This window comes from Gemmatimonadales bacterium, assembly GCA_036265815.1.
Taxonomy (GTDB): Bacteria; Gemmatimonadota; Gemmatimonadetes; order Gemmatimonadales; family GWC2-71-9; genus CAVVWJ01.
In genome coordinates this window covers 58,621-75,920 of the sequence record DATAOI010000049.1, presented here as the reverse complement: position 1 = coordinate 75,920, position 17,300 = coordinate 58,621, and the positions used below count along the sequence as shown (strand labels likewise).

Here is a 17,300-nt window from a genome sequence, read left to right as displayed (position 1 = left end):
GCGGTTTTACTATTCACCCCTGACTGCACCTGGTTGAAGACTATGGCGAGTGTGACGATTTCCCCCAAGGACGTGAGTGACCTGCGCGCGCGAACCGGCGCGGGAATGATGGACTGCAAGCGAGCCCTGGAAGAGGGCGGCGGCGACATGGAGAAGGCCTCGGAGATCCTGCGGAAGAAGGGCATCGCCAAGGCCGAGAAGCGGACCGGCAAGAGCGCCTCCCAGGGGATCATCGTGAGCTATCTCCATCACAACGGGCAGGTGGGCGTGTTGCTGGAGCTCAACTGCGAGACCGACTTCGTGGCCCGCACCGAGGAGTTCCAGCAGCTCGCCCGGGACATCGCCTTGCACGTCGCCTCGGCCGATCCGATCGGGGTGAGTCCGGAGGACGTCCCGGCGGAGCTGGTCGAGCGCGAGCGTCGGATCGCCGAGGAGCAGGTGGCCCAGGAGGGCAAGCCTGAGAACATCCGCGCTAAGATCGTGGAGGGGAAGCTCAAGAAGTTCGTGGCCGAGCGGAGCCTGACCGAGCAGCTCTACGTGAAGGACGACAAGAAGACCGTGGGCCAGCTGGTGAAGGAGGCCTCCGGCAAGCTCGGCGAGACCATCGCCGTGCGGCGCTTTGCCCGGTTCAAGATTGGTGAAGTTTGATGCCCGTCGCCTACACCCGCGCCCTGCTCAAGATTTCGGGCGAGGCGTTGGGGGGCGACAAGGGCTCCGGTCTCGATTTCCATGTGGTGGAGGCCTTCGCTGAAGAGATCAAGGCAGTACACCGGCTGGGCGTGAGGCTGGCACTGGTGGTGGGCGGGGGCAACATCATCCGCGGGGCCACCGCCAGCCGGGAAGGGCTGGACCGGGTGTCCGCGGACTACATGGGCATGCTGGCCACCGTGATCAACGCGCTGGCGCTGCAGGACGTCCTCGAGAAGGTGGGGGTCGACACCCGGGTGATGACCGCCATCCGCATGGAATCGCTGGCCGAGCCCTACATCCGACGCCGGGCCATCCGCCACCTGGAGAAAGGCCGGCTGATCATCTTCGCGGCCGGCACCGGCAATCCGTTCTTCTCCACCGATACCGCCGGGGTGCTGCGCGCACTCGAGATCGAGGCCGAAGTGATCCTCAAGGCCACCAACGTCGACGGCGTATTCACCGGCGATCCCCGGACCGATCCGGCGGCGACATTCATTCCGGAGCTCACCTACCAGGAGGCGATCGTCAAGAACTACGCCGTCATGGACGCCAACGCGTTCGGACTCTGCAAGGCCAATCAGCTGCCCATCGTCGTCTTCAACATCAACCAGCCCGGCGCCATCACCCGCGTGCTGCAAGGCGAACGGGTAGGGACCATCGTCCGATGAGCACCATTCCGGAACTGACCAAGCACGGTCGCGAGCTGATGCACAAGGCGGTCGAGAACACCAAGCGCGAGTTCAGCGGCATCCGGAGCGGCAAGGCCACCACCTCGCTGCTCGACATCGTGCGGGTGGAGGCCTACGGCACCCTGGTGCCGCTGAGCCAGGTGGCCATGGTGAGCGCCCCCGAGCCCCGCCTGCTCACCGTGCAGCCGTTTGACAAGGCGCTGAGCCAGGCCATCGACAAGGCCATCCGGGAGGCCGACCTGGGCCTCAACCCCTCGAGCCAGGGCAATCTGATCCGGGTCCCGCTGCCGGCGCTCTCCGAGGAGCGGCGCAAGGAGCTGGTCAAGGTGGTGCACAAGCTCGCCGAGGAGGGACGGATCGCGGTCCGGCACGCCCGGACCGACGCGCTCTCCAAGATCAAGAAGCTGGAGAAGGTCTCCGAGGACGACAAGACGCGGGCGGAGAAGGAGGTGCAGAAGATCACCGATGAGCACATCAAGCAGATCGATGGGCTGATCCACGCCAAAGAAGCCGAGATCCTGGAAGTCTGACGGATGAGCGACGATCTCCTGCGCCGGATCAAGATGCACGGCGCCGTTCCAGCACATGTGGCGATCATCATGGACGGGAACGGCCGGTGGGCCAAGGGCCGCTCCCTGCCGCGCCCGCTGGGCCACCACGCCGGCATGCGCGCGGTGCGGGAAGTCGTCGAGGCGTGCCTCAAGGCCGACGTCGGCGTCCTGACCCTCTTCGCCTTCAGCCAGGAAAACTGGCAGAGGCCGGCGCTCGAGATCGAGGCGCTGATGAGCTTGCTGGAGGAGTACATCTCGCGCGAGGTCGATAACCTGCGGGAGAAGGGCGTGGCCGTCAGCATTCTGGGCGATCTCGAGCGCCTGGCTCCCGCGGCCCGGCGTGCCGTCGACCGGGTGGTCCAGGAGACCGCGGGCGGGACCGAGCTGGCCCTCAACCTGTGCATCTCCTACAGCTCCAGGGCGGAGCTCGCCCGGGCCGCGCGGATACTTGCGGAGGAGGTCGCCGCCGGCCGGCTCGACCCGACCGATATCGACGAGGAGTCCCTGGGCCGGCGGCTCTACACCGCGCCGTGGCCCGATCCCGATCTGCTGATCCGCACGTCCGGTGAGATGCGGATCTCCAACTTCCTCCTCTGGCAGCTGGCCTACGCCGAGCTGTACGTGACGCCGGTCCTCTGGCCCGATTTCACCCGGCTGCATCTCTTCGAAGCCATTCTGGAGTTTCAGCGGCGCGATCGCCGGTTCGGGCGCGTCTCCGTCTGATGGACGCCAATCTGGTCCGTCGGGTCGGCGTCGCCGTCATCGCCATTCCGCTCGCGCTCGGCGTGATCTATCTCGGCGGACTGCCCCTGGTGGCGCTGCTGGCGGTCGTCGCCGGCCTGGGGGCGGGAGAGCTGTTCGGCCTGGCGGAGCGGCAGGGCGTGCGGCCCGCGCGGGTCCTGGGGATCGCGGGCGCGGCGCTGATCGCGCCGCTCGCCTACGGCGCCATCCTCACGCCGGGCTGGAGCGAAGGCATCACGGGCGCGTGGCCCTACCTCGGCGCGCTCTGGCTGGTGGTGGTCCTCACCTGGGCCCTGGCGCAGCGGGCGCCGGCCGACCGCCCGCTCGAGGCCGTCGGCACCACGCTGCTCGGCGTCGCCTACACCGGCGCCATGCCCGTCTTTCTGCTGGCCATTCGGCATACGCGCTATCCGGAGCGCTCGTGGGCCGGCGCCTGGCTGGTGTTCTATCCGTTGGTGGTCACCTGGGTGTGTGATACCGCCGCGATGTTCGGCGGACGGATGTTCGGAGGGCCGAAGCTCGCGCCCACGGTGAGTCCGGGCAAGACCCGGTCGGGCACCGTGGCCGGTGTGGCGGGCGGCCTCTTGGTGGCACCCCTCTTCGCGCTGGGCGTGTTCCCCATGGTAGGCGTCAGCATCCCGGTCTGGCAGCTGCTCGCGATGGCCGCGGCACTGTCCGTGGTGGGGCAGCTGGGCGACCTGGCCGAGTCTCTGTTCAAGCGCGAGGCTGGGGTCAAGGATTCGAGCCATCTCATCCCCGGGCATGGCGGTGTGCTCGACCGGCTCGACTCGCTCTACTTCGTCGTGCCCACGGCGGCCGCGTTCTACCGGGCGTTCGGAGCGATCTGATGCGCGGCGTCGCGGTCCTCGGTTCCACCGGCTCCATCGGCCGCAGCACGCTCGACGTCCTGCGGCGACAGCGGGATCACTTCCGCGTGGTCGCGCTCACCGCCGGCCGCCAGGGCGCCGAGCTGGAGGCGCAGGTGGCGGAGTGGCGGCCGGCATTCGCCGGTCTCGCCACGGTCGGCCGGGATGACCGCTGGCCATCGGGGCCCCAGGTGCTCGTGGAGGCAGCCACCCACCCGGACGCGGACATCGTGGTGAACGCGGTCGTCGGAGCCGCCGGGCTCGACGCCACCATCGCCGCGCTCCGGGCGGGAAAGCGGGTGGCGCTCGCCAACAAGGAAAGCCTGGTGATGGCGGGAAACCTGGTGGCCGAGGCGGCGGCCGCCGGCGGGGGCGAGCTGGTGCCGATCGACTCCGAGCACAGCGCCGTGCTCCAGTGCGTGAGCGGCCGCGAGAGCAGACTGAAGCGCCTGATCCTCACCTGCTCCGGTGGGCCGTTCCGCCGGTGGGCCGGCGAAGAGGTACGCCACGCGACCGTGGCGGAGGCGTTGCGTCACCCCACCTGGCGCATGGGCAGCAAGATCACGGTGGACTGCGCCACGCTTGCCAACAAGGCGCTGGAGCTGATCGAGGCGCACCACCTGTTCGGTCTGCCCTATGACGCGCTTGAGGTCGTGGTGCATCCCCAGAGCATCGTCCACGCCTTCGTCGAGTTCTGCGATGGCAGCGTGATCGCGCAGCTCGGCTTCCCCTCGATGGAGCTTCCGATCCTCTACGCCCTGACCCACCCCGTGCGGCTGCCCGATGAGGGCGTCCGGCGCTTCGATCCCGTCGCGGCGGGGCCGCTCACCTTCGAGCCAGTGCGGACCGAGGTGTTCCGCGCCCTGGCCTCCGGTGTGGCGGCGGGACGCGCAGGGGGCACCGCTCCGGCGGTGTACAACGCGGCCAACGAGGTGGCGGTCGGCGCGTTCCTGGCGGGAGAGGTTCCCTTTGGCTGCATCAGTGAGATCATCGAGCGCGTGCTCCAGGCGCACACCTCGGTCCCCGCGACCACTCTGGAGGTGGTGCGGGAGGCCGACCGGTGGGCGCGGGAGCGGGCCGCCGAGTACGCGAGCGGCTACGTGAGGGCATCGTGCTGACAACCGTCCTGTCGCTGATCGTGGTGTTGGGCGTCCTGGTCTTCGTCCACGAGGCCGGGCACTTCGCCGCCGCCAAGTGGGCCGGGATCTACGTGCATCGCTTCTCCCTCGGCCTCGGTCCGCCGATCCCCTGGCTCACCTTCCGGCGGGGCGAGACCGAGTACTCGATCTCCTGGCTACCGTTGGGTGGCTACGTCAAAATGGCGAGCCAGGAGGAGGAGGCCACCAGCAGCGCGCTCGAAGGTGGCAGACCCGCCGTCCTGGTGCCACCCGACCGGATGTTCGAGGCCAAGCCGATCTGGAAGCGAATGATCGTGATCCTGGCCGGGGTCACGATGAACGCGCTCTTCGCCTGGCTGCTCTTCACCTTCCTCGCGGCCAAGAACGGGCGCGCCATCGACCCGACCACCACCGTCGGGCGCGTGGTGCCGGAGCTGGTGCCGCTCGAGGCTGAGGTGCTGAAGAGCATCCGGCCCGGCACCCGCATCCTCGCCATCAACGGCAAGCAGGTGAGCACCTGGACCGACGTGGCGGAGGGGATCGCAAACGTCCCCCAGCCCGAGGTTCGGATCGAGCTCTCGGACGGGCGCACCATCTCCCTGCCGATCCATCCGGACGCGCTGGAGCAGCGCTACAAGGCGTCCCAGGCGCTCCAGCCATACCGCGCGCCGGTGGTCGGACAGGTGCTGCCTGGGCGCCCCGCGGCCAAGGCGGGGATCCAGTTCGGTGACACCATCGTGGCAGTGAACGGCCGACGGATGGACCAGTGGTACGATGTGCTGGAGGTGCTGCAGGCGAGCGCCGGGAAGGACCTCACGCTCGAGCTGGCCCACGGCCCACGTCACGTCGTGGTCGGGATCCGGCCTTACGTCGATTCGATTCCGGGCCCCGACGGGCGTCAGGTGGCCATCGGACGGATCGGCGTGGCCGTCGGGGGCGATTACCGCTCCGAGCCACTCTCCCTGGGCGAGGCGATGGGCGAGGGCTGGCGGTCGATGCTGGAGAAGTCCACCCAGATCGTCCGGACCGTGCGGGGACTCTTCAGCGGGCGGATCTCCAAGCGCGAGGTGGGCGGGCCGATCCTGATCGGCCAGCTAGCCGGGGAGCGCGCCCGCCTCGGTCTGGACGCGTTCCTGGATTTCATGGCGCTCATCTCGATCAACCTGGCGGTGCTCAACCTGCTCCCGGTGCCGGTGCTGGACGGCGGGCAATTCCTCTTCCTCCTGGCCGAGGCGGTGATCCGCCGTCCGCTGCCGCTCCGGCTGCGGGAGCGGCTCACGATGGTGGGGCTAGTGCTGATCGTCCTGCTGATGGGGCTGGCCTTCTCCAACGATCTTCGGCGGCTGTTCGGAGGGTAACCGAGGGGTTGCCCGAGGCGCCGATCCCCCCTTATTCTTCCGTGCTACAACGGATTACGACGCCAATTCGTGCAGACGCCAATTCGTCCAGAGGACACCGGCAGCATGAGTTTTGACAAGCAGGCGGTCACGGCCAAGCACCAGGCCCACGCGAGCGACACCGGGTCGACCAAAGTGCAGGTGGCCCTGCTCACCGAGCGGATCAACTCCCTCACCGATCACTTCCGCACGCACCCCAAGGATCACCACGGCCGCCGGGGCCTCCTCAAGATGGTGGGCACCCGCCGCCGTCTCCTGACCTACCTCAAGCGCAGTGACCTCGAGACCTACCGAGCACTGATCGAGCAGCTCGGTCTCCGGCACTAATTGCCTGTGGCATCGGGGGCGTCCTGATCTGACAAATCGGGGCGCCCTCTCCGTATTGATGTGTCCTGAGCAGCAAAGAAACCCGAGAAACCTCACAGAGAGAAGGTAGTGACCGTGCAACGGATCGAGACCCAGTTCGCCGGCCGTCCACTCACGTTGGAGACCGGACGCCTCGCAAAGCAGGCGGCAGGCTCCGCCGCCCTCCGATTTGGCGATACGATGGTGCTGGCCGCAGTGACAGTATCCCCCACGCTCTCCACCCTGCCGTTCTTCCCCCTGACCGTCGAGTATCGCGAGAAGACCTACGCCGCAGGCAAGATCCCCGGCGGGTTCCTCAAGCGCGAGGGTCGTCCCTCGGACAAGGAGATCCTGGCGAGCCGGCTGATCGATCGCTCGATCCGGCCGCTCTTCCCGGAAGGGTTCAAGAACGAGGTGCAGGTGTTCGTGACGGTGCTGTCCGCCGACCAGGAGAACGATGCCGACATCCTCGGTGCCATCGCCGCGTCGACCGCGCTGAGCCTCTCGACCGTGCCCTGGAACGGGCCGCTCGCCGCGGTCCGGGTGGGGCGGGTGGAGGGCAACTGGATCCTCAATCCCACCTTCCAGCAGCTCGAGTTCTCCACCATCGATCTGGTGGTTAGCGGCTCGGCCGACTCGATCGTGATGGTCGAGGGCGGCTCGCTCGAGATCTCCGAGGCCGAGGTGCTGGAGGCGCTCAAGGTGGCGCAGAAGGGCATTCGCGAGCTGATCGGGCTGGAGAAGCAGTTGATCGAGAAGGCCGGGGCGGCCCAGAAGATCGCCTGGATCAAGGTGGAGCCCGATCAGGCGCTGATTGGCCGGGTGCGCGAGGGTGCGGAGACGGCCATGGCCTCGGCGATCAACGCCAAGGACAAGGCGTCCCGCGCCCGCGGGGTCAAGAGCGTGAAGGAGCAGGTCCTCGCCACGCTGCTGGCCGAGTTCCCCGATCGGGGCCGCGAGCTGGCCACCGAGCTGGAGGAGATCGAGTACCGGGTCATGCGGAAGCAGGTGCTGGATCGGGGCGAGCGGGTCGATGGCCGCGACCTGGACACCATCCGGCCGATCACCATCGAGACCGGCGTGCTCCCGCGCACCCACGGGTCGGCGCTGTTCACCCGGGGGCAGACCCAGGCCCTGGTCTCCGCCACCCTGGGCACCGCGGAGGACGAGCAGCGGATCGACAGCATCGACGTGGCCGGAGAGACCACCAAGTCGTTCATGCTGCACTACAACTTCCCGCCGTACTCGACCGGTGAGGTCAAGATGATCCGCGGCACCAGCCGCCGCGAGATCGGCCACGGGGCGCTGGCGGAGCGGGCCCTTCAGCCCCTCCTGCCGCACTACGAGGACTTCCCCTACACGCTCCGGGTGGTCTCCGAGGTGCTGGAGTCGAACGGCTCGTCCTCGATGGCCACCGTATGCGGCGGCTCCCTGGCGCTGATGGATGCCGGCGTGCCGATGAAGGCTCCCTGCGCCGGCGTGGCCATGGGGCTCGTCAAAGAGGGCGACAAGGTGGCCGTCCTCACCGACATCCTGGGGTCCGAGGATGCCCTCGGCGACATGGACTTCAAGGTGGCGGGCACCGAGCGGGGCATCACCTCGATCCAGATGGACATCAAGATCGAGGGGATGGATCTCAAGATCATGGAGCAGGCGCTGGAACGGGCCCGGAAAGGCCGGCTGTTCATTCTCGGGGAGATGCGCAAGGTGCTGCCGACCCCCCGGCCCGAGCTGTCCCAGTACGCGCCCCGCATCTTCACCATGCAGATCAAGCCGGACAAGATCGGCGACGTGATCGGACCCAAGGGCAAGACGATCCGGGGGATCCAGGATGCCACCGGGGCCAAGATCAGCATCGAGGACAGCGGTCTGGTGACCATCTCCGCCGTGGGCGGCGACGCGGGCGAGAAGGCTCGCGCCATGGTGGCCGCCATCACCACCGAGCCCGAGGTGGGCCGGACGTACGAAGGGCCGGTGAAGAGCACCACGGCGTTCGGGGCGTTTGTCGAGATCCTCCCCGGGGTGGAGGGGCTGCTCCACATCAGCGAGCTGCAGCACGGGCGCACCGAGAAGACCGAGGACGTGGTCAAGAAGGGCGACATCGTCCAGGTCAAGCTGCTCGAGGTGGACGACCGCGGCCGCATGAAGCTCTCCCGGAAGGCGCTGCTGCCCAAGGAGTAGCCTCAACGTGGATACGGTTCGCCTCGACGAAGGGCTGCTCCGGACCACGGCGCCGAACGGGATGATCATCCTCACCGAGAAGCTGCCGGGCGTCCGCTCGGCAGCCGTCGGCATCTACGTGCGCACCGCCAGCGCCCACGAGCGCCGGGAGCAGATGGGGATCTCCCATCTGCTCGAGCACATGGTGTTCAAAGGCACCGAGCGGCGCAGCGCCAAGCAGCTTGCCATGGAGCTAGAGGTCCGTGGCGGCGGGCTCGACGCGTTCACCGGCCGGGACTATACCAGCTACCAGGGGCACATCCTCGACGCCGATCTCCCCCTGGCGGTCGAGATCCTGACCGACCTCGTGCGGCATCCGCTCCTGCGGGAGAGCGATCTCGAGCCCGAGCGCAACGTCATCCTGGAAGAGATCAACGGCGTGGCCGACACGCCCGACGATCTGGTCTTCGAGCTCCACTCCGCCGCGCTCTGGCCCGAGCATCCGTACGGCTACTCGATCCTGGGGACGCCCGACACGCTGAGCGGGCTCTCCGCCGCGGATCTCCGGGTGCTGCACGAGGCCGGCTACAACCGGGGCAACTGCATCATCGCGGCGGCCGGCAATCTGGAGCATGACCTGCTCCTCACCGTGCTCGAGCGGGAAGGCTGGTTCGAAGGGAGCCGGCTGGAGCGGGCGCGTCCTCCGGTCGCGGCGACCCCTGCGCGCCGGGGGTGCGGGCACCGGGAGGAGCGGGACACGGCGCAGACGCACATCGTCTTCGGGACGGACACCTTTCCGCTGAACGACCCGCGCCGCTTTGCCCTGGCCATCCTGACCAATGTGTTCGGCGGAGGCATGTCGAGCCGGCTCTTCCAGCGGGTACGTGAGGAGCTGGGCCTGGCCTACGCCATCTTCGCCTTCAAGCACTTCTACCAGGCGTCGGGCCAGCTGGGCGTCTACGTGGGCACCCAGCCGTCCACCGCCGACCAGGCCGTAGAGGCGATCCGGGCGGAGTACGACCAACTGGCCCGCGAAGGACTGCCGCCGGCCGAGCTTGCCGACGGCAAGCAGCAGCTCAAAGGGCAGATCATGCTCTCGCTGGAGAGCCCCGCCGCGCGGATGGGGCGCCTGGCCGGGTTCGTCCTGCACGATGACCAGTACCGCCCGCTGGACGCCATGCTGGCGGAGATCGACGCGGTCACCAGCGAGGAGATCGCCGCGGTGGCGGCGGAGTTCTTTGCCGCCGACCGGCAGACGGTCGTCCGGCTGGGGCCACAGGGGTGAGGAGACTCATAACCGAATCCGAGGAGCATCGATGCTGATCGGGGTTCCCAAAGAGATCAAGACCAATGAGAACCGCGTCGCCCTGGTGCCGGCGGGCGCGGAGGCGCTGGTGGCGGCGGGGCACACCGTGGTGATCGAGGCCGGAGCCGGAGTGGGAAGCGGCTTCCCCGACGCCAGCTACCAAGCGGCCGGTGCCGCGATCCTCGCCACCCCCGATGAGGTCTGGCAGCGGTCCGAGATGATCATGAAGGTGAAGGAGCCGATCGCGCCGGAGTGGCCTCGCATGCGCCGGGGACAGCTGATCTACACCTACTTCCACTTCGCCGCCGCGGAGGAGCTCACCCGGGCGGTCATCGACTCGGGCGCCGTGGCCATCGCCTACGAGACGGTGCAGCTCCCCAGTGGCGAGCTGCCCCTGCTCACGCCGATGTCCGAGGTCGCCGGACGGATGGCGGTGCAGGACGGCGCCAAGTATCTGGAGAAGGTGTTCGGGGGCAGCGGCATCCTGCTGGGCGGCGTGCCCGGCGTGGCGCCGGGCGAGGTCGTCATCATCGGTGGGGGCGTGGTGGGGATCAACGCGGCCAAGATGGCGGCCGGGCTGGGCGCGCACGTGACCATCCTGGACATCTCGCTCGACCGGCTGCGCTATCTGGACGACGTGCTCCCGGCCAACGTGGACACCACCTACTCCAACCGGCACAACATCCTGGAGGCGATCCGCCGGGCCGACCTGGTGATCGGCGCGGTGCTCCTGCCCGGTGCCAAGGCGCCCCACCTGGTCAAGCGAGCCGACCTCAAGAGCATGAAACCGGGCACGGTCATCGTGGACGTGGCGGTCGATCAGGGGGGCTGCGTCGAGACGATCAAGCCGACCACCCACGAGAATCCCACCTACTTCGTCGACGGTATTCTGCACTACGCGGTTGCCAATATGCCCGGGGGCGTCCCCCGGACCTCCACCCTCGCCCTGACCAATGCCACGCTGCCATATGGACTTAAGCTCGCCAAGCAGGGTTGGCGTGCGGCGTGCAAGGCGGACCGCGCACTCGGGCTGGGCCTCAACGTGGTCGAGGGCAAGGTGGTCTATCCGGGCGTGGCCGAAGCCTTCCGGCTGCCCCTGGCAGACGTCGCCGGCATCCTGTGAGCGGGGCGCCCGCCTCGAGCACGATCGAAGTCCTGCTGAGCCGGCTGCCTCACGGCGAGGGCCTGCCGCTGCCGAGCCTGGCCACCCCCGGCTCGGCCGGGTACGACGTGGCCAGCGCCGAAGACGGGTCGCTGGCGCCGATGGAGCGGAAGCTGTTCCGGACCGGCTTCGCCATCGCGGTCCCCGAGGGATATGAATGCCAGATCCGCCCCCGATCCGGGTTGGCGCTCCGGCACGGCATCACCCTTCCCAACACGCCTGCGACGATCGACAGCGACTATCGCGGCGAGCTCATGATCATGCTGGTCAACCTGGGCGCCGATCGCGTCGAGATCACCCGGGGCATGCGGATCGCGCAGATGGTCGTGGCGCGGGTGGAGCGGGTGAGCTTCCGGCCGGTGGAGCGGCTGCCCGAATCGGGCCGCGGCGAAGGCGGGTTCGGCAGCAGCGGACACTAACGACGTGCTCGACGATGACGATAACCGCGGCTTCCCCAGATCGGAGCCCCCATTTACCTTGACAGCCATGCCCTCAGCGGCCACCGGATGAAATTCCCGTCATGGAACGTGATGTCCTGGCTCCCCGCGAATGAAATCGCGGTGGATCTGGGCACGGCCAACACGCTCATCTACGTCAAGGGCGAGGGCATCGTGCTCAACGAGCCCAGCGTGGTGGCCATCGAGAAGGTGACTGGCAAGATCAAGGGCATCGGACTCGAGGCCAAGCGGATGCTGGGCCGCACGCCCGACGGGATCCTCGCGGTGCGTCCGCTCAAGGACGGCGTGATCGCCGACTTCGACGTCACCGAGAAGATGTTGCGCTACTTCCTGAAGACGATCATCGACAAGCACGTCTTCCGGGTGAAGCCCAAGGTCATCGTCTGCGTGCCCTCCGGGATCACCGAAGTCGAGCGCCGCGCCGTCCGCGACTCGGCCGAGACCGCGGGCGCCAAGCAGGTGCTGATGGTGGCGGAGCCGATGGCCGCCGCGATCGGGGTGGGGCTGCCGGTGGAGACGCCCACCGGCAACATGGTGATCGACATCGGCGGGGGCACCACCGAGATCGCGGTCATCGCCCTGTCGGGCATCGTCTCCGACACGTCGATCCGGACCGGCGGCGACGAGCTGGACCAGGCCATCGTCCAGTTCATGCGGAAGAACTACAACCTGCTGGTGGGCGAGCCGACCGCCGAAGCGATCAAGATCAAGATCGGCTCGGCCGCGCCCACGGGCGACGAGCGGGAGATGGAGGTCAAGGGACGCGACCTCGTCTCCGGCATCCCCAAGACCGTGCGGGTGCACTCCACCGAGATCCGGGAAGCGGTGCAGGAGCCGATCCAGCAGATCGTGGACGCCGTCCGCCGGGCTCTGGAGATCACCCCGCCCGAGCTCGCCAGCGACATCGTGGATCGCGGCATCGTGATGACCGGCGGGGGCGCGCTGATCCGCGGCCTCGACATCCTGCTGGCCCAGGAGACCGGGCTGCCGATCCATGTGGACGAAGACCCGCTCACCTGCGTGGTGCGGGGCACGGGCCGGATCCTCGACGACTACGAGAAATACCGCAGCGTTCTCTCCCTCTAAGCATGGCCAGCGCGTCGGAACGCTCGTATACCCGCCGGGACACGGTGTTGTTCCTCGCCTGCGTGGGACTGTCGCTGGTGGCGCTCCTCTCCCCGGCGACCTGGGGCTTGGGGATGGCCGATTCGCTGCGTGAGACCGTGCTCGTGCCGCTGGTCTGGCTTCAGGCGCGGGCCGAGGAGGGACGGACCAGTCGGGTTCGCCTCCGCGCCATCACCGCCCAGCGTGACTCCACCAGCTACCTGGCCCAGGGCATCCCCTCGCTGCTGGCCGAGAACGAGCGCCTCCGCCAGCTCCTCACGCTCGGCCATCGGCTGTCGAACCGCTACGTGGCCGCCGAGGTGCTGCACCAGGCACAGGCCACCGACGGCCGCACGCTGCTGCTCAGCGTGGGCTCGGCGCAGGGCGTCTCGGTGTTCGACCCGGTGGTGGCGCCGGAGGGGCTGATCGGCGTTCTCCTCACCGTCGGCCGCCGGACCAGCGTGGTGATGACCTGGGCCCATCCGGAGTTTCGGGTGAGCGCCTTCACCGTCCGGGGCAACGCCGCGGGGGTGGTGGCGCCGGCGAGCTCGGCCACGGATCCCGAGGGCTCTCTCGAGTTTCGCGGCGTGGCCTACCGGGACTCGGTGCCGCTGGGCACGCTGGTGCTGTCGTCGGGTCTGGGCGGCGTGTATCCCAAGGGGATTCCGGTGGGCACGGTCACCGGCCTGATCCGCGAGCAGGCCGGATGGGAGCGGGTCTACCGGCTGCTCCCGAGCGCGAATCCGGGCTCCGCGGCCCACGTCCTGGTGCTGGTGTCCTCGTCCAGCCGGGATCTCGCGGCCGCCTTTCCGAGCGATTCGGCATTGGAGGCGCAACGGCTGGATTCGATCGCGCGGGTGCGCCAGGCCGATTCCCTGGCGCAGGCGGCGCGGGAGGCCAAGGCGCACCGGGCCGACTCGGTGGCCGCGGCGAGCCGGGATAGCACCCGGCCCAAGGTTCCCCGGCCCGCAGTCCGCCCCGACTCCGTGACGCGGCCGAGACCCGCCCCCGCGGCGGCCCCGCCCGCCCCGAAGGACTCGGCCCGATGATGCCCGCGCGGGCCAGCCGCGTGCAGCTCGCGGTGGTGCTGCTGTTGCTGCTGGTGCTGCACTTCTATCTGCGCCCGCGACTCTGGGGCGCGCGCGTCAGTCCCGATTTCATGTTCATCGGCCTGATGTTGTTCGCGATGCGGAGCAGCCCTGGCGCGGGCGCCGTGGCCGGCTTTCTGGTCGGGCTGGCCACGGACGCGCTGACCCCGGTGCACTTCGGCGCCGGGATGCTGGCGCACACCGTGGTGGGCTATCTCGCATCCTGGGGACGGTCGGTGTTCTTCGCGGAGAATCCGATCGTCAATGCCGCCTTCGTGGCGGTGGGGCTCTGGGTCCGCGACCTGCTGGTGATGGTGGCGAGCGGGGGCGGCGAGCGCTCCGTGCTGGCGGAGCTCACCCTCTATAGTCCACTCGAGGCGCTCACCACAGCGCTCTTCGCGCTGCTGGTCCTGGTGGCGTTTCGCGAGTGGTTCTCTATCCGGCTCGACGCATGAACGGATTCGATTCCTATCGGGTGCGGGAGCGCGCCGACGTGGCGCGCTGGATCCTGGTCGGCGCCTTCCTGGTGCTTTCCGGCGCCTTCTTCCGGACCCAGGTGATCCAGCACGACAAGTTCCAGCTCAAGGCAGAAACCAACCGATTGCGCCCCATCCCGCTCACCCCACCCCGGGGCGCGATCCTCGACCGAGTCGGACGAATCATCGCCGAGAACGTCCCTGGCTATTCGGTCAAGCTGCTGGCACCCAGCCGGGACTCGCTGCATGCCGTGCTGGTGCGGATCGGGCGGTTCGTGCCGCTCGACACCGCGCAGAGCAACGAGGTTCTTCGCCGGTTTGCGGCGGCGCGCTACCAGCCGGTGGTCGTCTTCGGTGATGCCACGTTCGAGACCATTGCCCGGCTCGAAGAACATCGTGCGGTCCTGCCCGGCCTGGTGATCCAGGCCGAGCCGAAGCGCCTCTACGCCGCCGGGAAGGCCGTGGCGCACCTGGTCGGCTACGTGTCGGAGGTCACCGAGAGCGACCTCGGTGCCAATCGCTATCCGGGCGCGGGGCTCGGCTCCATCGTGGGCAAGGCGGGCCTTGAGCGCCAGTATGACGATACCCTGCGCGGAGCCGAGGGTGTGCGCTACATCGAGGTCAACGCGCGCGGGCGCCTGGTACGGGAGGAGGCCGCGACGGCCATACTTCCCCCCACTCCCGGCAAGCCGATCCGAACCACCATCGATCTCGATCTGCAGCGCTACATCGACAGCATCTGGCCCCCGGGCGTCCGCGGCGCGATGGTGGCGATGACGCCGGCCGGCGAGGTCCGTGCGCTGTATTCGGCGCCCTCGTATGATCCCAACGCGTTCGTGGGTGGTATCACGACGGCGCTCTGGCGGTCCCTCAACGGGGACTCGGCGCGCCCCCTGCTCAACCGCGCCATGATCGGACGGTACCCGCCTGCATCACCCTTCAAGCTGGCCATCGCGGCGATGGCGCTGAAGCGTGGAATCATCGGGTTCGACAGCCACATGCCGCTCCCCTGCTCGGGCGGGATGCAGCTGGGCAACCGCTACTTCCGGTGCTGGAAGAAGGAAGGCCACGGCTCGCTCGACCTGGTCGGAGCGGTCGCCGCGAGCTGTGACGTCTACTTCTACCAGCTGGGTCTCCGCCTGGGCCTCGACGCCATTCTCCGCGACGGCGTCCTGATGGGATTTCGCGACCGGAGCGGCGTCGACCTGCCGAGCGAGCAGAGCCCGATCTTCCCGGCCACCACCGCGTACTTCGACCGACTCTACGGACCCCGGAACTGGAGCCCGCCCGCGACGACGCTCAACTTCTCGATCGGCCAGGGCGAGAATACCCAGACGTTGATCAACATGGTTCGCTTCTACGAGGGGTTGGCCGGGGGCGGCGAATCGGTGGAGCCGTTCGTAGTTCAGCGGGACAGGAAGGCGCCCTCGTACGGCTTCGGGCTCACCGAGGCCCAGGTGCTCGGGCTCCGGCGGGCATTGACCGCAGTGGCGGAGCGCGGCACGGCCTCCGCCATCATCAATGCCACGCCGGGCTCGAAGACCCGTGTGCTCCAGATCGCGGGCAAGACGGGCACCGCGCAGAACCCCCATGGGCTGGACCACCGGTGGTTCATCGCCATGGCGCCGGCAGACCACCCGGCGCTGGTGGTTGGCGGGATCATGGAGAACGTCGGACTGCACGATCCCCTGGTAGTGCGGAACGTGTATCTGGCGCTCCGGCGCTATGTCCTCGGTCCCGAGCCCAGCGGCGCGGCCGACTCGGTGCAGATCTCGATTCCGGAAGATGGGGGCACCGCGCTCACGCCGGCCGCCGTGGCCGATTCGGATTTGGTGCGCCCGGCGCCGGACACCACGCCACCGGGAGACCGCCCATGAGGCTGGCGGAAGTCGATCGGCGGCTGCTTGGGGTCAGCCTGGCGCTCATGGCGTATGGCCTCCTCACCCTCTACTCGGCCGGGCAGACCGACGTGCCCACCCATGCCGCAGGGGTGTGGTATCACCAGTTCCTCTGGTTCGGCATCGGTATTGTCGCTGGGTCGGTCGTCTTCCACCTGTCCCCGCGCCTGCTGGAATGGCTGGCGCCCGCGCTCTACCTCTTCAGCCTGCTGCTGTTGGTGGTCGTGCTGGCGGTCGGCACCGGCGCCGGCACTGCCTTGAGCAGCCACAGCTGGCTCTCCATCGGCGGTCATCAGATTGGCCAGCCGTCGGAGTTCGCCAAAGTGGCCACGGTGCTGATGCTGGCGCGGTACCTGTCGAGCCGGAAGGAGCCGCCCCGGTCCCTGCGCGACCTGCTGGGACCCGGCATTATCGTTGGCATCCCCTTCCTGCTGGTGCTCAAGCAGCCGGACCTGGGCAGCGCCATCGTGTTCATCGGGATCGCCTTCGCGATGCTGTTCTGGTCAGGCGTGCGGCCTCGGCTCCTATTCATGATCGCATCGCCCGGCCTGAGCCTGCTGCTGGCGTTCAACAACTGGGCCTGGGGCGCATGGGTCGTGTGCTTCACCACCCTGCTGGTGCTCTGGCGTCCGTACATCTATGACGCGCTGATGGCCTGGTTCGCCAATGTGGCCATGGGGGCCATCGCGCTGCCGCTCTGGCAGCGGCTGGCGCCCTACCAGCAGAACCGGCTGCTGACCTTTCTCAACCCGGAGGCCGATCCCCGTGCCGCCGGATATCACGCCATCCAATCGCGGGTCGCCATCGGATCGGGCGGCTGGTTCGGGACCGGGTACACCCAGGGGCCACAGAAGCGGCTGGCGTTCCTGCCGGAGCAGCACACCGACTTCGTGTTTCCCGTGGTGGGGGAGGAGCTGGGATTCGTCGGGGTCATGCTCGCGCTGGGACTCTTCCTGGCGCTCTTTCTGACACTGCTGCGGATCGCCCGCCGGGCCACCGATCCGTTCAGCAGCCTGGTGACGTTCGGTATCCTCGGCCTCTTGTTCACCCACGTCTTCGAGAACGTCGGCATGACGGTGAACCTCATGCCGATCACCGGCATTCCGCTGCCGTTCTTCTCTTACGGCGGCTCCTTCTTCATCATCTGCGCACTCTGTCTCGGACTCGCTTTCCGGGTGGCCTGGGACTCGAGGCAGTCAGGCTATCCTGATATCTAGCAACCACTTAGAATTGGGGGTCTGGCGTTTGACC

17 protein-coding genes are annotated in these 17,300 nt (G+C 68.3%); all 17 read left to right on the top strand.

All coding sequences use genetic code 11. The features are described from left to right. Window positions 1–51: 51 nt before the first annotated feature. Entirely contained in the window at window positions 52–648 is a 597-nt protein-coding gene (gene tsf, locus VHR41_10480; GenBank protein ID HEX3234612.1) for a translation elongation factor Ts, read from the top strand. Continuing rightward, entirely contained in the window at window positions 648–1,358 is a 711-nt protein-coding gene (gene pyrH / locus VHR41_10475) for a UMP kinase (protein HEX3234611.1), read from the top strand. Before tsf ends, pyrH begins: the two co-directional genes overlap by 1 nt. Further along, window positions 1,355–1,909 carry a ribosome recycling factor gene (frr, locus tag VHR41_10470; GenBank protein HEX3234610.1) on the top strand — a complete coding sequence of 185 codons (555 nt, stop codon included), beginning with the start codon at window positions 1,355–1,357 and terminating at the stop codon, window positions 1,907–1,909. Before pyrH ends, frr begins: the two co-directional genes overlap by 4 nt. Window positions 1,910–1,912: 3 nt before the next feature. Beyond that, on the top strand, window positions 1,913–2,653 hold the full coding sequence (locus tag VHR41_10465; GenBank protein HEX3234609.1) for an isoprenyl transferase: 741 nt from the start codon (window positions 1,913–1,915) through the stop codon (window positions 2,651–2,653). After that, window positions 2,653–3,519, top strand: coding sequence for a phosphatidate cytidylyltransferase (locus VHR41_10460; protein HEX3234608.1), 867 nt, complete (start codon window positions 2,653–2,655; stop codon window positions 3,517–3,519). The genes VHR41_10465 and VHR41_10460 overlap by 1 nt, the downstream gene beginning before the upstream one ends. Next, a complete protein-coding gene (dxr, locus tag VHR41_10455; protein ID HEX3234607.1) occupies window positions 3,519–4,655 on the top strand; it encodes a 1-deoxy-D-xylulose-5-phosphate reductoisomerase in 1,137 nt (378 codons plus the stop codon). The genes VHR41_10460 and dxr overlap by 1 nt, the downstream gene beginning before the upstream one ends. Next, window positions 4,649–6,013 carry an RIP metalloprotease RseP gene (rseP, locus tag VHR41_10450; GenBank protein HEX3234606.1) on the top strand — a complete coding sequence of 455 codons (1,365 nt, stop codon included), beginning with the start codon at window positions 4,649–4,651 and terminating at the stop codon, window positions 6,011–6,013. Before dxr ends, rseP begins: the two co-directional genes overlap by 7 nt. A gap of 105 nt (window positions 6,014–6,118) precedes the next feature. Continuing rightward, window positions 6,119–6,379 (top strand): 30S ribosomal protein S15, encoded by a 261-nt coding sequence (rpsO, locus tag VHR41_10445; protein HEX3234605.1) that lies wholly within the window; start codon window positions 6,119–6,121, stop codon window positions 6,377–6,379. A 108-nt stretch (window positions 6,380–6,487) separates the two neighbouring features. After that, window positions 6,488–8,578, top strand: a complete 2,091-nt coding sequence (locus tag VHR41_10440; protein ID HEX3234604.1) for a polyribonucleotide nucleotidyltransferase — start codon at window positions 6,488–6,490, stop codon at window positions 8,576–8,578. 7 nt (window positions 8,579–8,585) lie between these two features. Then, window positions 8,586–9,842: a pitrilysin family protein gene (locus tag VHR41_10435; GenBank protein ID HEX3234603.1), complete on the top strand. Its 1,257-nt coding sequence runs from the start codon at window positions 8,586–8,588 to the stop codon at window positions 9,840–9,842. A 31-nt stretch (window positions 9,843–9,873) separates the two neighbouring features. Further along, the gene (gene ald / locus VHR41_10430) at window positions 9,874–10,986 is read left to right on the top strand and encodes an alanine dehydrogenase (GenBank protein ID HEX3234602.1); all 1,113 of its coding nucleotides are present in this window, start codon (window positions 9,874–9,876) and stop codon (window positions 10,984–10,986) included. Continuing rightward, on the top strand, window positions 10,983–11,444 hold the full coding sequence (gene dut, locus VHR41_10425; protein ID HEX3234601.1) for a dUTP diphosphatase: 462 nt from the start codon (window positions 10,983–10,985) through the stop codon (window positions 11,442–11,444). The genes ald and dut overlap by 4 nt, the downstream gene beginning before the upstream one ends. 111 nt (window positions 11,445–11,555) lie before the next feature. Beyond that, window positions 11,556–12,569: a rod shape-determining protein gene (locus tag VHR41_10420; protein HEX3234600.1), complete on the top strand. Its 1,014-nt coding sequence runs from the start codon at window positions 11,556–11,558 to the stop codon at window positions 12,567–12,569. A gap of 2 nt (window positions 12,570–12,571) precedes the next feature. After that, a complete protein-coding gene (mreC, locus tag VHR41_10415) occupies window positions 12,572–13,636 on the top strand; it encodes a rod shape-determining protein MreC (GenBank protein HEX3234599.1) in 1,065 nt (354 codons plus the stop codon). Further along, window positions 13,633–14,130 carry a rod shape-determining protein MreD gene (gene mreD / locus VHR41_10410; GenBank protein HEX3234598.1) on the top strand — a complete coding sequence of 166 codons (498 nt, stop codon included), beginning with the start codon at window positions 13,633–13,635 and terminating at the stop codon, window positions 14,128–14,130. The genes mreC and mreD overlap by 4 nt, the downstream gene beginning before the upstream one ends. Continuing rightward, window positions 14,127–16,028, top strand: a complete 1,902-nt coding sequence (mrdA, locus tag VHR41_10405) for a penicillin-binding protein 2 (protein HEX3234597.1) — start codon at window positions 14,127–14,129, stop codon at window positions 16,026–16,028. The genes mreD and mrdA overlap by 4 nt, the downstream gene beginning before the upstream one ends. Then, the gene (gene rodA, locus VHR41_10400) at window positions 16,025–17,266 is read left to right on the top strand and encodes a rod shape-determining protein RodA (GenBank protein HEX3234596.1); all 1,242 of its coding nucleotides are present in this window, start codon (window positions 16,025–16,027) and stop codon (window positions 17,264–17,266) included. Before mrdA ends, rodA begins: the two co-directional genes overlap by 4 nt. The last annotated feature ends 34 nt before the right edge of the window (window positions 17,267–17,300 follow it).